Origin of the sequence: Mycobacterium sp. E2479 (assembly GCF_001667925.1) — a bacterium.
Lineage (GTDB): Bacteria > Actinomycetota > Actinomycetes > Mycobacteriales > Mycobacteriaceae > Mycobacterium.
In genome coordinates this window covers 1-14,631 of record NZ_LZJR01000163.1, presented here as the reverse complement: position 1 = coordinate 14,631, position 14,631 = coordinate 1, and the positions used below count along the sequence as shown (strand labels likewise).

The 14,631-nt window shown below is 60.4% G+C and carries 11 protein-coding genes and 1 pseudogene; 4 read left to right on the top strand and 8 right to left on the bottom strand.

Annotated features, from left to right (window positions below; genetic code table 11):
- Positions 1 to 78: 78 nt before the first annotated feature.
- On the top strand, positions 79 to 1,869 hold the full coding sequence (locus A5686_RS25340) for an amidohydrolase family protein (protein WP_067940163.1): 1,791 nt from the start codon (positions 79 to 81) through the stop codon (positions 1,867 to 1,869).
- 59 nt (positions 1,870 to 1,928) lie between these two features.
- Here A5686_RS25340 and A5686_RS25335 read toward each other — a convergent pair whose 3' ends face one another.
- Positions 1,929 to 3,536 (bottom strand): FAD-dependent oxidoreductase, encoded by a 1,608-nt coding sequence (locus tag A5686_RS25335; protein WP_067940267.1) that lies wholly within the window; start codon positions 3,534 to 3,536, stop codon positions 1,929 to 1,931.
- A gap of 311 nt (positions 3,537 to 3,847) precedes the next feature.
- Between A5686_RS25335 and A5686_RS25330 the strand changes: the two genes are divergently transcribed.
- Positions 3,848 to 4,660 (top strand): 1-acyl-sn-glycerol-3-phosphate acyltransferase, encoded by an 813-nt coding sequence (locus A5686_RS25330; RefSeq protein ID WP_067940161.1) that lies wholly within the window; start codon positions 3,848 to 3,850, stop codon positions 4,658 to 4,660.
- A 12-nt stretch (positions 4,661 to 4,672) separates the two neighbouring features.
- Positions 4,673 to 5,773 carry an NAD(P)-dependent oxidoreductase gene (locus tag A5686_RS25325; protein WP_067940159.1) on the top strand — a complete coding sequence of 367 codons (1,101 nt, stop codon included), beginning with the start codon at positions 4,673 to 4,675 and terminating at the stop codon, positions 5,771 to 5,773.
- 37 nt (positions 5,774 to 5,810) lie between these two features.
- Here the strand turns inward: A5686_RS25325 and A5686_RS25320 are convergent, their stop codons facing one another.
- From A5686_RS25320 to A5686_RS25285, 7 genes are all read right to left on the bottom strand, one after another.
- Positions 5,811 to 6,710, bottom strand: coding sequence for an alpha/beta fold hydrolase (locus A5686_RS25320; RefSeq protein WP_067940266.1), 900 nt, complete (start codon positions 6,708 to 6,710; stop codon positions 5,811 to 5,813).
- 60 nt (positions 6,711 to 6,770) lie between these two features.
- Positions 6,771 to 7,697, bottom strand: a complete 927-nt coding sequence (locus A5686_RS25315; RefSeq protein ID WP_067940157.1) for an alpha/beta hydrolase — start codon at positions 7,695 to 7,697, stop codon at positions 6,771 to 6,773.
- A 591-nt stretch (positions 7,698 to 8,288) separates the two neighbouring features.
- The gene (locus A5686_RS25305; RefSeq protein ID WP_067940153.1) at positions 8,289 to 9,482 is read right to left on the bottom strand and encodes a cytochrome P450; all 1,194 of its coding nucleotides are present in this window, start codon (positions 9,480 to 9,482) and stop codon (positions 8,289 to 8,291) included.
- A 100-nt stretch (positions 9,483 to 9,582) separates the two neighbouring features.
- A complete protein-coding gene (locus tag A5686_RS25300; RefSeq protein WP_067940151.1) occupies positions 9,583 to 10,542 on the bottom strand; it encodes a metal-dependent hydrolase in 960 nt (319 codons plus the stop codon).
- A 102-nt stretch (positions 10,543 to 10,644) separates the two neighbouring features.
- Positions 10,645 to 11,502 (bottom strand): mycofactocin-coupled SDR family oxidoreductase, encoded by an 858-nt coding sequence (locus A5686_RS25295; protein ID WP_067940149.1) that lies wholly within the window; start codon positions 11,500 to 11,502, stop codon positions 10,645 to 10,647.
- Positions 11,499 to 12,677, bottom strand: coding sequence for an aromatic ring-hydroxylating dioxygenase subunit alpha (locus A5686_RS25290; RefSeq protein ID WP_067940147.1), 1,179 nt, complete (start codon positions 12,675 to 12,677; stop codon positions 11,499 to 11,501). Before A5686_RS25290 ends, A5686_RS25295 begins: the two co-directional genes overlap by 4 nt.
- A 15-nt stretch (positions 12,678 to 12,692) precedes the next feature.
- Positions 12,693 to 14,177: an NAD(P)/FAD-dependent oxidoreductase gene (locus tag A5686_RS25285; protein ID WP_156750237.1), complete on the bottom strand. Its 1,485-nt coding sequence runs from the start codon at positions 14,175 to 14,177 to the stop codon at positions 12,693 to 12,695.
- 272 nt (positions 14,178 to 14,449) lie between these two features.
- Here A5686_RS25285 and A5686_RS28145 point away from each other — a divergent pair.
- Positions 14,450 to 14,631 (top strand): annotated as a pseudogene (locus A5686_RS28145) (hypothetical protein); the annotation flags it as partial.

Here is a 14,631-nt window from a genome sequence, read left to right as displayed (position 1 = left end):
TAGTCGTTGTGGACAGCGCAGTGCGTGCGATCGCTGCCGCTCCGACAGCCCACAACCCGGGAAAGGATCCACGGACTAATGGCGTATGACGCAATCATCCGCAATTGCCGGTGGTTCGACGGTACCGGCGCTCCGTCGTCGATTCGCCACGTTGGTATCCGTAACGGACACATCGCACGCATCTCCGCGGGCGAGCTCGACGAAAGTGGCTGTTCACACGTCATCGACGGGGCCGGCAAGTGGGCGATTCCCGGCATGATCGATATTCACACCCATTACGACGTGGAAGTGCTGGACGGCCCTGCGCTGTCCGAGTCGCTGCGCCACGGCGTCACCACGGTGCTGATCGGGTCATGCTCGTTGTCAACGGTGCATGTCGGTGGGGTTGGGGCCGGTGATCTGTTTGGGCGTGTGGAGGCGATTCCCCGCGAGCACGTGATCGAGGCGGTAGATCGCCACAAAACTTGGTCCACCGCTGAGGAGTACATCGAAGCGCTAGAGTCACGGCCCCTGGGCCCAAATATGGCAGCGTTCCTCGGACACTCGGACATGCGAACCGCGGTCATGGGTTTGGATCGCGCCACTCGTGACGATGTACGTCCCACCGGCGCCGAGCTGGCCCAAATGGAAAAGTGGCTCGGCGAAGCACTCGATGCGGGGTTCGTCGGGCTGTCGTCCCAGCAGCTCAAATTCGACAAGCTCGATGGCGAAGCATGCCGCTCTCGTATGTTGCCCTCCACCTACGCGCGTCGACGTGAGCTGCGCCGCCTCAAGACGCTCGTCAGGCGCCGCAGGCGCGTCCTGCAATCCGGACCTGATATCGAGAATCCGCTCAACATGCTGTCGCAGATGGTGCAGTCTCTCGGCGTGTTCCGCAAGAACCTCAAGACCACGTTGCTGGCAGCGGCCGATGCGAAATCCAACCCACTGTCGCCCTACATCTTGCGACCACCTGCGCGACTGGTGAACAAACTCGGTGGTGATTTCCGGTGGCAACACCTGCCCGTGCCGTTTGAGGTATATGCCGACGGCATCGACTTCGTTATCTTCGAAGAATTCGGCGCCGGGTGCTTGGCCCAGCATGTGCAGGACAGTCCAGAACGCAACGAGATGTTGCGCGACGAATCCTACCGCCGCCGGTTCCGCAAGGATTACGAGAAGAAGATGGGGATCCGCGTTTGGCACCGCAACTTCTTCGACGCCGAAATCGTTTCGTGCCCAGATGCATCAGTAATCGGTAAATCGTTCGGTGAGGTCGGTATCGAGCGCGGAGGTATGCACCCCGTCGACGCGTTCCTGGACCTCGTGCTTGAGCACGGCAGGGCGTTACGGTGGCGGACAACCATCTCCAACCATCGACCTAAGGTGCTCAAGAAATTCGCCACGGACCCCTCTGTGCAGATGGGCTTTTCCGACGCCGGCGCGCATCTGCGCAATATGGCCTTTTACAACAATGGTCTGCGCTTCTTGAAGCATGTGCGAGACGCCGAGATCGCAGGAAGACCTTTCATGAGCATCGAGGCCGCGGTGCACCGCATGACGGGCGACCTGGGATCCTGGTACGGCATCGACGCGGGACATCTGCGTGAGGGCGACCGCGCCGACCTAATCCTGATCGACCCTGAGAAGCTCGATGAGCGTCTCGAAACTTACGCCGAAGCAAAGATCGATCACTTCGGGGGCCTGTCCCGTATGGTCAACCGCAACGACGAGACGGTCACCGCGGTAATGGTCAGCGGCCGAATGGCGTTCGTCAATGGCGAACCGACCCCGATCGTGGGCACGGAACGGATCGGAAGCTTCCTTCGTGCTGGCCAAAAGACGCCCGCAGTGCCGGCGCATCGTGCTGAACTATCCGATGTCGGCTAAGAGTTCCGGTGGTGGCGGCGGATTCAGGGATCTGCCACCGCCTGCCTGCTGCATCCGGCTTACGACTTGATCGCCGCCAGCATCTCATCGACAGAGATGAACTTAACTCGCGGTCGCGAAATCTTCTTTCCGCGTGCACGTTCAGCGGCATCGATGGTGCGCCAGCCGTTCCAGTCAACAGGAGCAATGCCGCGGTCAGCCATCAACGCCAGCAGCGCCTCGCGATCGGCAATGTCGCGCTTCAGGGTGCCCGCGTCGTAATCAGCCAGCAGACGGGTGACGGTCTCGTCGGCGCACATCCGGTTGGTGCCGATCACGCCGTGTGGCCCACGCTTAGTCCAGCCGGTCACGTAGACACCCGGCACCGAGTTGCCCTGCGCGTCGAGAACTCGACCACCATCGTTGCGCACTGCGCCACTGGTAGGGTCGAGTGCCAGTCTGGCTACTGGCGCGCTGCAGTAACCGATCGACCTCAGAAAAAGGAACGTCTCAATGTCCTCGCGGTCGGCACCGGGGCCGCGAGTAACGCGCACCGCCTCAACACGTTCGTTTCCGAGTACCTCGATGGGAGAAGTCAAAAAGCAGAACACGATTCGCTTGTTTCCGGGTGTTGTCGGGCGTTGGACATATTTGTGAGCAATCTTCAGTTTCCACGTGGTCTCCATATCGTCATCTGGCCGGCCGTCAAGGTCATCGCCGCCTTCAATTACGATATCGACGCCCTTTAGATAGCCCAGCGCGAGGAACTCGCTCACCGAGAATGCGGCCTCCCGCGGGCCGCGCCGGCCGAGGATGAGAACTTCACGAATATTGCTATGCGACAGTGCATCCAGTGCGTGGTCGCAGATATCGGTGTCGACGAGTTGGGCAGGGTCCATCACCATCATGCGGGCGACGTCGAGCGCGACATTGCCGTTACCGACGATGACGGCCCGTTCTGCTGAGAGGTCGAAGTCGTGGTTGGCGTGGTCAGGATGCCCGTTGTACCAGCCGACGAAGTCTGCCGCGCCATGACTGCCCGGCAGGTCTTCGCCCGGAATGCCGAGATCACGACTCGTGGACGCTCCGACCGCATAGATCACGGCGTGATGATGGGCCATCAACTCGTCGTGTGTGAGGTTTGTTCCCACCTCAACATTCAGGTGGCAGCCAATTCGCTCATGGGCGAAGGTGCGTTCAAATATAGTCGTCACCGACTTGGTGTGTTGATGATCGGGGGCGACACCGGCTCTGATCAGACCAAAAGGCGTGGGCAGACGTTCGAAAAGATCCACTTCGACGCCGTCGATTGCTAAGAGTTGTGTTGCGGCATAGCAGGCCGCTGGACCAGCTCCGACGATAGCCACGCGCAACGATCCTGGAACGACAGGTTCATGTTCCTCTGAGGGGGCACAGACGTCTGGCCCCAGCGGGTTTCTCGCGAAGTAAGCCGCGTTGATATCTCTAAAAGGGGCAAGGCTTTCCGGTAGGTCGTCTTCGTAGTGAATGGCATCGACGGGGCACTCCTCAACGCACGCGCCGCAGTCGATGCACGCCTCGGGGTCTATGTAGAGCATCTCCGTGCGACCGAATTCGTCGGCACCACCTGTGGGCCGGATACAGTCCACCGGACATACAGGCACACAACTGGCGTCCTTGCAGCAGTTCTGTGTAATCACATACGCCATGGTTCGGCCTTCCATCCCCGAAATATAATCTGGACAGTTGTCCAGTATCTAGACGCAACTCTAGGATGATCTCCGGCTCATCTCAAGTTCCTGACGGACAGTACGCAGGAGGGAAGGTGCGTCCCGCCTTCGGTCTAGGGGCATGAAATCCGGCCTGGGAAATGATTTCTACCGGCCCGTGCTTGATCTGGGCTGACACCACCTTGCTCGATGGCGTCGTGGTGGCTAATCTAGAAGAGGAAATCAGACAACTGTCCAGAACCTGGCTCTCAAGACGTTGCGTCACACGTCGGCGGGCCCGGCAGGTGCATATGCCTTCACAGAGCGAACACGACACGACGAGCGTCGTCGACAATAGGGATCCCCGGCTCATCGAGCGCGTATTGGGACCCGTTCGGCGATTCCTCAGGATTTACCACCGCGCAGAGGTGCGCGGTCTACAAAGGATGCCGGACGGCGGAGCATTGGTGGTGTCGAATCATTCCGGCGGAATGATGACGATGGATACCGCGGTGTTCGCCGCCGGCTTCTATGAAAGGTTTGGTCTACGTCGACCGGTGTACACCCTCTGCCACGACTTGATGGCAATTTGGCCAATCGCCAACGTCGTATCCCGAATTGGTGCTATCCAAGCCAGCCGTGAAAACGCCGCCGCTGCGCTGCGCGCCGGTGCGGTGGTGATGGTATTTCCTGGCGGGGAGTATGACGTCTATCGTCCGACCGGCGCGGGCCGCACCATCGATTTCAACGGCCGCACCGGCTACATTCGCACCGCGCTCGCCACGAACGTCCCGATCGTTCCCGTCGTCTCTATCGGCGGGCAGGAGACGCAGCTATTTCTTGCCCGCGGCCAGGGATTAGCTAAATGGCTTGGGCTGAAACGGTTTCTGCGGATGGACACCCTGCCGGTGTCCATCGGTGTGCCGTTCGGGTTGACCGTCATGCTTTCGCCGAACATTCCGTTGCCTTCCAAGATCGTCACGGAAGTCCTCGATCCGATCGATGTGATCGCGGAGTTCGGTTCCGATCCTGATATCGCGGCTGTTGACGCTCACGTCCGAATTACGATGCAGCGGGCGCTGGACGGGCTGGCTGCGGATCGTCGATTTCCGGTTCTCGGTTAGGGAGGTTTGCTTGTGACCGATGATTGCGTTCTGGTCACCGGGGCGTTTGGCTTGGTCGGATCCGCTGTGGTGGCCGAATTGGTCAGCCAGGGCCGCCGAGTCATCGCGACCGACCTGGATATTCCCGCGAATCGCAAGCGCGCGAAGATATTCACCGCCCGGGCAGGGGTGGAGGTGCGGTGGGGCGACCTGACATCGCCGACTGACGTGTGGGCGCTGCTCGAAGCGGCTGCGCCCACGGCCATCATCCATTTGGCCGCTATTATTCCGCCGTTCTGCTACGCGCGACGCCGGCTTGCAGAGGCGGTCAACGTGGACGTCACCGCGAGCTTGGTCAAGGCCGCCGCGGCAATGCCGAGTCCACCGCGATTCGTACAGGCGTCCAGCGTCGCCGTCTATGGCGCTCGCAATCCCAGTCGGCACGACGGGTTCTTGACGACATCGACACCCTTACAGCCCAGCGATCTCTACGGTGCGCACAAGGCGACGGCCGAGAAGCATGTCACTGCTTCCGATCTGGACTGGGTAATACTTCGGCTAGGCGGGGTACTGCTGGCTGAACCGCGGTGGACGCTCGACCGCGATCTGCTTTTCTTCGAAGCAGTCCTGCCCTCCGACGGGCGCATCCAAACTGTCGATGTGCGCGACGTGGCGTACGCGTTCTGTGCGGCAACAATGACCGATCACGTCCGAGAGATATTCCTGATCGGCGGCGATGACACCCATCGGGTCACTCAGGCCGACGTGGGAACTGAGTCGGCGGCCGCAATGGGCTTGAGGGGCGGCTTGCCGGCGGGACGGCCCGGCAACCCCGCCGACGATCACGCGTGGTTTGCGACCGACTGGATGGATACCCTGCACTCCCAAAAAGTTCTGGATTATCAACGTCATTCGCTGCCCGCGATGCTCTACGAGATTCGCGCAGCGGTCGGCTGGCGGCGATGGATGTTACGTCCGCTCGCACCTGTGCTGCGCCGGTACCTAAGACGTCATTCACCCTATCGTGGTTTTCCCGGTGCCTACGCAGACCCGTGGGGTGCGATCAACAAGCGCTGGGGCGATCCCAGTCCAACGCGGCATCTGGAGTCAGACCAGCGAGCCGCGCCGGATTAGGCACATGGGGCGTGCTTGCAGGACAACGGATGTGGGCTCAGTTCGTGATGCTGGGTGTGCATTGCAGGTAATTCAGGATCGAAACAGCGACGGCCCTCGGTTGGTCGACATGACAGAAATGACCAGCTCGCTGCAGAGTTTTGGCTCTGCTGTCAACGGGAAGCGACTCCAATACTCTTCTCGTGTAGCCGACTTGCATGGCGCCGTCTTCCTCGCCGTGCAGAAGCAACATCGGACGACGTGGAAGGTTGAACCGGTAACGGTGTAGATCGGCATAAGCAGGCGATGTGCGAGTGAAACGAAACATAGCGCGGTAGTAGGCGACCGCAGCATGACGATGAGCGTCATCGGGCAATGCCGCGAGTGCGTCGGCAATTCCCCGGCTCACATCGGCGCCACGTGGAGACCAGTCTTTCCACAGCCGTGGAATGACTCGGGCCAAAGCGCGGTGGGGTTTTAGCGGAAGCTGGAAAAACATGATGTACCAGCTCATCCGACATTGTCGCGCAAGCATCTTTATCCGCTGCAATGACCCTTGCGCGGAGATGTCGACGGCTCGAATCGGCGGCAGCGCCAACGAAATATGCTCGGCGAAAGGCGAGACGGGCAGGGCCGCTATTGCGTTGCACGTCCATGCTCCCCAGTCGTGGCCGATCAGTATTGCATCAGCCGGCGCCCCGAGTGCCCGGTGGAGTTCAAGGACGTCAGACATCAATGCGCCCATGTGGTAGTCGCCGTCGTCGGCGAGCGAGGTCGGTGCGTAGCCTCTGGTGTAGGGCGCGACAACTCGGAGTCCATTTTCGGCGAGGATTGGCGCCAGCGACCGCCAGCTGTCGGCGCTGTCGGGAAAGCCGTGGAGGCACAACGCAAGCCGTCCGTTACGGGGACCCCACGCCAGCGCACGCATCTTGACATGTGAGAGGTCGAACTCAAGCATCTCACTCCGGGTAGCCATGGGTCTGCTCCTCTACGCAACGCTTGGTGTACAGGCGGTGTTCTACTTGGGATCGGCCAGCATGGTCCTCAAGTAATCACACTGGGAGGCAAAGAAGGACAGAGAGATTGGTGCATTCCGTACGATCTGATCAAATGCGTGAAAGGCCCCGACCGCGATCTGCTTGTGAACGGGCACGCCGGCAGCGTGCAGGCGTTGCGCGTAGTCCATGCACTCTCTGTAAAACAGATCCAACGTTCCGACACCGATCCAGGTGGGCGCCAACCCTGATAGGTCTTGTCGACGCGCGGGCGCGGCTTCGGAAGGATCACTTCCGTTCAAGTACCACCGCCACGCCAGTTGATTGTCGCTACCGGTCCACATTATGCGCATGCGACTGTCGCTCTCTGCGCCGGTGCGATTGTCAAGCATTGGGTAGACGAGCATTTGGAGAATAGGCGTGACTTCTTTGCGGTCGAGGGCCAGCTGCGCAACGGCAGCCGCGAAAAGCCCGCCAGCGCTGCCTCCACCCACGGCCACTCGTTCTGGGTCCACCCATCGCTGACGGGCTAACCACGACAAAGCGGAGAAGCAGTCTTCGACCGGGGTTGGGTACGGGTATTCGGGCGCCAATCGATACTCGACAGCAGCAACGGCGATGCCGGCGCAATGAGCAAGACGGCGACAGTACAGATCATCTTGTGCTGCGGTGCCCATCAACGTCCCCCCACCATGGATCCACAGCAGCGCTGGTGCGTAGGCGGGCAGGGAAGCAGGCCGGTGCAATCGGACCGAAACATACTCGTTGACCGGTGCCACGGGGACACTGCGATCGGCGCCTATTCCGCCGAGCAGCGTCATCAATGCTCGCTGGGGTTTGAGTCCGCGGTGGAGGGCGTACCCGCGCGGCAGAAAACGAGCTGGTCTACGCAGGCCCGGGTCGAGTGCTTGCTGCGACACAAAGGCATTCCTCGGGAATCTAGCCGACATGCGTGATCTCCATGTCCCGCCGGGATCGATGATGCGCCATCAGACGATGCATAAATTGGTTCCTGTCGATTCGGCCTGCGCCTCAACCGGTTTCGGTTGATTGCCCTGGACTGCTTGCCAGGTTGTAATCTTCAGTGTGAGGTTCCCAAATCTTTCGCGGGGGTCGAGTGGTGCCGTTTTGTGCCCGGAGCGGAAGCATCGCGCAGGCCAACATTCCCGGTAGCGCTACAACCTGCACAGCGATGTTGAGCATTACGTTGGCCGCATCTATCGAATTGCCGATGATCATTGCCGCGAACGAAGCAACGTAGGCTGTGATCAGCGAAGTCACCCGCCAGTTGGCGGTCCGCGCCAGCCCTGTGCGTCGCAGGACAGCCGCGGCGACGGCCGCTGCCCTAATTGCTGAGGCAGTCAGCGACACCCACCCTGAGCTGTTAGCGAAGCCGGGTGCCCTCATCGGATGCCCACAATGCTCATCGGCGTCGCACCATCTTTCGGCAGAGGGGAAGATCTGTCGCTGTGATCATACGAACGTGAACGTCCGTATGGTGCGGATCGAGTGCGTTGGGGGAGAGCTGCGTCTTCGCCACTTCAGCATGCCGGTCTGGTAGGGGTAAAGGTCACCGGCATCTTTTCGACCCCACTGACATTGTTGGATGCGCGCAGGGGCAGGTCACCATCATCGGTCAACCGAAGGTCGGGTAGTCGCGCCAATAGTCGATCCATCATGGTGATGATCTCGATCCGAGCGAGCTGGTTTCCCAGGCAGAAGTGAGGTCCGAAGCCAAATGTGATGTGGTTGTTGGGCTTACGGTCGATGCGAAAGTTTTCGGGATCCCCGAAAATGGTCTCGTCAAAATTGGCTGATTCATAGAGCATCATCACTTTCTCGCCCTCACAGAGCTCCGCACCGTGAAACAGCGTGTCGGCGGTGAGCGTTCGGCACATGTTCTTAGCGGGGGTCGTCCACCTCAACATTTCCTCGACTGCGCCTGGCAGGAGGGTGGGGTCGCCACGCAATGCCGTCCACTGATCGAGGTGGCGGAGGAGTTGGGCAGTTCCGCCACTGAGTGTGTGTCGAGTAGTTTCGTCGCCGCCGAGCAGGATCAGCAGAGTTTCCAAGACGATCTCCTCGTCGGAGAGTCGATATCCGTCGATCTCCGCGCGAACCAAGGTGCTGATCAGGTCAGCCCCCGGCTCGCTGCGCCGGCGGGCGATTGCATCGGTGCAGAACGCAGTGAATGATTCGAATGTGTCGGTCATGGCCTGCAGCCCTTCGGCGTCGAGATGCGATCCGACCGTCATAAGGTTGTCAGACCAGCGCAGGAGCATGTCGTGCTCCTCTGGCAGCACTCCCAGCATCTCGCCGATCACGATCATCGGCAATGGAGCGGCCAGGTCGCGCACAAAGTCGCACTCACCGCGTTCGCACACCGAGTCGATCAGCGTGTCACAGAGTTTGGCGATCGAGGGCAATCGTGCGTGGACACCTTTGCGGGTGAAACCCTCGTTGACGAGTTTGCGCCTTCTCAGGTGTTCAGGATCGTCCATGTCGATCATGAACGGCATCGGGGGGTAATCCGGACGCATACCTCCGGCGCTGGAAAAGAGAGCGGGCTGGCGTTGGGCGTCGAGTATCGCCGCATGGGTCGACAGCGCCGCCATCCCGTTGCGGTCTCGGAAGATGGGCTGATAGTGGCGCATCCAGCGATAAACGTCACGGGCTTGCGAACTTGCGTAGAAGGTGCCGTCCGTTAGGTCGACGTCAGGAATGGTGGTGGCCATCTGCCCTCCTGTCCTTGGGCACGTGAATACGCGTCCGGCTGGAAGCGCGAACACGTCCACCAAATGCTTGCGGTGTCACATCCGGCGGAGTTGTTCTGAGTCAACGTGATTCGCCAAACTCGTCTTCAACTTCGGTCGGCCCGGCGCTGTACCAGCGGAGGGCGCAGCGTGGCTCCTCTTCGTATCGATCAAAGAAGCGATTTGCGAAGGTTGGTATATCCTCGGATGTCGAATCGTGATTCGGCGCCTGGCAACGGGTCAACCCCATGATCATCTTGGCAATTTCGCGTCGGGGAATCCCGGCGTAGGCGCTCTGCTCCGGTTTCTGATTGAGAGCGATTCTCGCCCTCTTCACGTTACGCAACGCCCTGAAGGACAAGCCGTCTGGGAGGACAGCGCCGTAGTGGCCTCCGTCCTCGGCGGGAACATGCTTCTGAAAGCCGCGGTGGACGATCGAGATCGTGTCACCGATATGTCTCAAAACGCTCCCCATCGCTCTGAGCCGGTAGAGGAAACTCTGGTTGACGGCCTTATATACAACCATTGCCGAACCGCGGTGTTCGATCTCTTCGGCGAAGTGCCACAGGAACAACGAGGCGACCCGCTCGTCGCCCGGCCTGAATAGCTTGTCCTCGTGATCCAGGTACACCTTGAAGAATGGCGTGAAGGTGCTTTCCAACACGGCCGTGTAAGCAAGCCGCCAAACTACTGTTTTTGTCGTCGTAAGGTGCCGGTAGGACGTATAAAGCTCGTCCATGGTCTCCTGCAGGCCGGGGTAGCGCCGAATCAGAGCGTTGACGTGCCGAACATGCGCCGCCGTGTGCTGCGCTTCTTGCCGCAGAAACAGATTGGCCTCGTGCACCGCAGCTGGATCGCGCATCAGCGGGATCGCCTGACGGGTGACGTCAACGATCATGCTCTCGAATCCTGGTGCGAGGAAGGACATGTAGTTGGTGTGGATGCTGAATGCCGGTCGTTCCGGCTGCCAGATGAACGGCACATCGTCAGCGTTGAAGTCGTAACGAACCCTTCGCACGCGCAAGGCCTTTTTTGCCGTCATAGTCGAACTTCCTCGTGGGTCGGACAATGCGCTGTAAATGTGTCGCGAGGCGTGTCACGTCGATCACCGAAACTTTGGTCACGCAATAACATTGCGGGCATCTCAGATGCCCAGTTTTAGCGCCGCGCCAGCATCGATGTAGAGCTCCTGTCCCGTGACGTAGCGAGATTCATCCGATGCGAGGAAAACGACTGCGTGCGAGATGTCTTCCACCTCAACGTAGGGAACCGGGAGCACCTGCATGAACGGGAAGGTGACCTCCGCGTCCTCGCGGGTTGGGTTGGGCAGATCGGGCCGGAATGTGCGGTACATCGGTTCGTTGTGCAGCATATCGGTGTTCACATTGGTGGGATGCATCAGGTTGACGCGAATCATGTTTGTTCCCAACGTCATCGCCAGCGACTTCACGTACTCACACAGCAGCCGTTTGGCCAGTCCGTAGCCCGCGCCGCCCGGGCCGGTCAGACCGTGTCCACTCATTACTCCGGTGGTCGGGACCAGACCCGCCACGGAACCGGTGACTATCACCGATCCCCCTCGACCGAGATGAGGTACGGCCAGATGCACGGTATTGACGACACCGATAAAGTTGACGTCGAACGCGTCCACGAAGCCCTGCTGGGGAACGTCGTTGCCGAGCGGACAAATCGCGGCGTTCGCCACCACTATGTCCAGCCCGCCCATTTCTGCGACTGCGGTGTCGACGAACTCCTTCAACGCGGCGCGGTCGCGCACATCCACGATCCCTGAGGCCACGCGTCGACCGGACTTCTCGACCAGCTTCACCGTCTCATCAAGGTCTTCCACGGTAGCTAGGGGATAGCCGTTCGACGGGATGTCGGCGCAGACGTCGATCAGGACGATATCTGCGCCCTCGTCGGCCATCTGAACCGCGTGACTACGCCCCTGACCGCGGGCTGCGCCGGTCACAAGCGCAACCTTGCCCTTGAGTCGATTCATTGACGTGTTCCGTTCTTCTGTATTGTCACGGCCGGGCGCGGCGCAATGGTCGGGCCGTCGACAGCGTCGCGCCAGGACGCGGACAAGTGATGGAGCAGCGGTTCATTGCGGCCGAAGACGACGTGGTCTAAGCCGGCGTCGAGACCCCTCTGGCAGGACTCGGCCTGCGGGATGTCCTCGTCCGCCAGCACTCGGCTTGTCGAATCAATCAGTCCGGTGTGCCACTGCCGCTCGGTGTCGTTGACCACGGGCGCCAAGGCGCCTTGTGTTAGGTACGTGACCGACGTATTGGGGAATGCGCCCGGGTACACACGGATCATCTGGACGCTGCCCGGTACCTCGACCAGAACTGTAGAAGGAAACAGGTGCCAGGCGAGAACGCCCAGGAAGTCTGCAGGCCAATTGCTTTCGGGTACATCGGCAAAGTCGGTGATGTTACGGAAAGGGAATGCGAATCGGCCGTGGCGGCCGAAGGTGTCGATCACTGAGTTGTTGGTGATCAACGGGAACAGGGTGTCGGGGTGGGCATATTTGATGTGATACCCCTCGAAGTTGATGTCGATGTTGAGCTTCCAGTTTGCGGCGACATCGTAGCGTCGCGTCTCGTAGTGGCGTCGGGTCCCGAAGTTGTACTCGGAAAACGGTATTTCGGCGTCATCGAGATGCGTCTCGACATCGACATCTGCGGACAATCCCACAGTGAGCAGTCCGCAGCGTTCACTGATCGGCAGCTCCGTCAGGCCGCGTGAGTCGAGGCCGGCGCCGTCGAACATCCTGCGCGCCGGTGCTCCGGTGAGACGCCCGTCCAGACCGTAGGTCCAGCCGTGATAGCCGCAGGCCAGTACTCGGGCCTTGCCGCACCCCGTAGCGACCTGCGCTCCTCGGTGTGCGCATGCATTGATGAACGCGCGCAACACACCGTCCTTGGCGCGGATGATCACGATCGGCCTGCCCATCACGTCTTTGGTAGTGAACTCGCCGGGCTGGGCAACCTCTCCGGCCCAGCCGACGACGTGGGGAGTCCTGAGTAACATTTCGATGTCGGCTTCGAATCTCCGCTTACTCACAAAGGATTCGCGAGGCTCGAACCAAACGTCCTCCTCAATATCGAGGGTGTCCGTTTGCATGTGCGCGAGCACCCGCCGAGTCAGCTGTGTGGCTTCCTGTCGTGGCATCCGTGGGGCTTCCTGTCAGGCGATCCGATAATCGCTCAGCGGGAACTGCGCCTGTTGCTTCAAAGCGGCACGGGTCGAGGTCGGCCGGAACCAGCAGACGTCGCCCTCAGAGTTGTAGTAGTACGAATTGGCCGTTGCGCAGTTGCCCTGGAACAGCACGGAATCGTTCATTTTTGCCCGCATCTCTGCGGTCCATTCCAGAGTCGCGCTATCGGAGACCTCGAACGTGATCGCGTTCCGGCGGCGCATTTCGCCGAGTAGCCGGTTGATGTGCACCGTCTGCTGGCGGATCCCGTCGAAGAATGACAGACCGGTGAACGCGAAGGGACTCGTCATACAGATGTAGTTGGGAAAATGCGGGATTGTGATGCCCTGGTAGGAGGCGTAGCGGTTTTCGCGCCACCACTTGCCGAGGTCGATGCCGCCCTTGCCGATGGTTTCAAAGGCGGGGAAGTTATGGTCGTAGACGTTGAACCCGGTCGCCAGAATCAGTGTGTCGATGTGCGCCTTGGTTCCATCACCCGCGACGATGCCGTCCTCTTCGATACGGTCGATTCCGGCGGTCTGGAGTTGTACGTGACGTTTGGTGAACATCCGGTAGTAGCTGTTGGACAGTGAAGGACGTTTGCACCCGAATGAATAGTCAGGGGTCAGCTTGCGTCGCAGCTGCTTGTCGCGCACCTGCAGAAAGAGCAGAGCCTTGCACTGCCATTCGACGAACTTGCCGAGTTTGCGATACCGACCGTGGTTGATCACCGCGGTCATCAGCACGATTTGATAGAGCATATTCGTCAGGAAGCTGACAAACCGATGCAGCAGAGGCACGTTCGCGAACGCCTTCTTGACGCGCTCCGGGACGGCAAAGTCGAATTTGGGAGTCACCCAGATGGGTGTCCGTTGGTAGACGGTAAGGCTATCGACCTCTCTAGCGATCTCGGGTAATAGCTGCACCGACGTCGCCCCGGTGCCGATCACGCCGACTCGACGGCCGCGGAGATCGTTTTGTGGATCCCACCACGTGGTGTGCAGGATTGTTCCGGCGAACCTCCCCAGCCCGGGGATGTCGGGGTAGTGACGCTGCGACAAAAAACCGGTGGCATTCACCAGCAGACGAGTAGCCAGAGTGCTGCCATCGGAGAGCGTGACACGCCACACCTCGACGTCCTCGTCCCAGACCGCAGATTCAACGACGGTATTCAACCGGACGTGCCGGGTCACGCCGTACTTGTCGCTGACGTGCTTGGCGTACGCGTGCAGCTCGGGGCCCCGGGCGTACAGCCGCCCCCACCCGGGATTCGGCTCAAACCAGTATTGGTAGCTAGTGGAGAAGATGTCTACGGCGGCACCGGGGTAGCGGTTCACGTACCAGGTTCCGCCGAGATCATCTTCACGCTCGACGACGACGATGTCGCGATAGCCGAGCTTCTTCAGCTCGATCGCGGCCGCGATGCCCGAGAAACCCGCACCCGCGATCAAGGCCTCATATCTTTCCGCGCTCACATCCAGACCATACATAAATCGAAATGCGTATGGCAACGGTTTGGCGGGTATCGGCGTGCGCGAGCCGCCTCACGGTGCGGTCGGATCTGCTGGCCTGGAAGGTGCGCAGGGTGGCACCCTCCGTCGGGTCTCGGATCCTCGATGACCAGCCTTCCGCCCCACCCGCCTTCCGCGCTTCGAGATGTCGGCTACCGGCACAACGGGTACGCGACTCCGGGCGGTGCTATACACTCTTACGAGAATGTATGGTCGCAACGGGGCGAGGTTGAGCCATGAATACCTGTACACGGGAGTTCCAACGCCTTGCAGAGCCGCTGGGGCACCTGCGCTGTAACGGAAATCCTTTCATTGAGTTCGCCAACCCGTTCACGCTACAAAACTGGACCTTGCCGGTGATCGAGCTTCTCATGGTGGGTGGCGCAGCCGCGTGTCTGGTGCATGCGGTCCGGTGGTA

What these genes read in the sequence shown, in the direction of transcription:
- A5686_RS25295 (WP_067940149.1), bottom strand. Translation starts at nt 11,502, where the DNA reads ATGAATCGACTCAAGGGCAAGGTTGCGCTTGTGACCGGCGCAGCCCGC.
- A5686_RS25330 (WP_067940161.1), top strand. Translation starts at nt 3,848, where the DNA reads ATGCCTTCACAGAGCGAACACGACACGACGAGCGTCGTCGACAATAGG.
- A5686_RS25300 (WP_067940151.1), bottom strand. Translation starts at nt 10,542, where the DNA reads ATGACGGCAAAAAAGGCCTTGCGCGTGCGAAGGGTTCGTTACGACTTC.
- A5686_RS25315 (WP_067940157.1), bottom strand. Translation starts at nt 7,697, where the DNA reads ATGTCGGCTAGATTCCCGAGGAATGCCTTTGTGTCGCAGCAAGCACTC.
- A5686_RS25305 (WP_067940153.1), bottom strand. Translation starts at nt 9,482, where the DNA reads ATGGCCACCACCATTCCTGACGTCGACCTAACGGACGGCACCTTCTAC.
- A5686_RS25340 (WP_067940163.1), top strand. Translation starts at nt 79, where the DNA reads ATGGCGTATGACGCAATCATCCGCAATTGCCGGTGGTTCGACGGTACC.
- A5686_RS25335 (WP_067940267.1), bottom strand. Translation starts at nt 3,536, where the DNA reads ATGGCGTATGTGATTACACAGAACTGCTGCAAGGACGCCAGTTGTGTG.
- A5686_RS25290 (WP_067940147.1), bottom strand. Translation starts at nt 12,677, where the DNA reads ATGCCACGACAGGAAGCCACACAGCTGACTCGGCGGGTGCTCGCGCAC.
- A5686_RS25320 (WP_067940266.1), bottom strand. Translation starts at nt 6,710, where the DNA reads ATGCTTGAGTTCGACCTCTCACATGTCAAGATGCGTGCGCTGGCGTGG.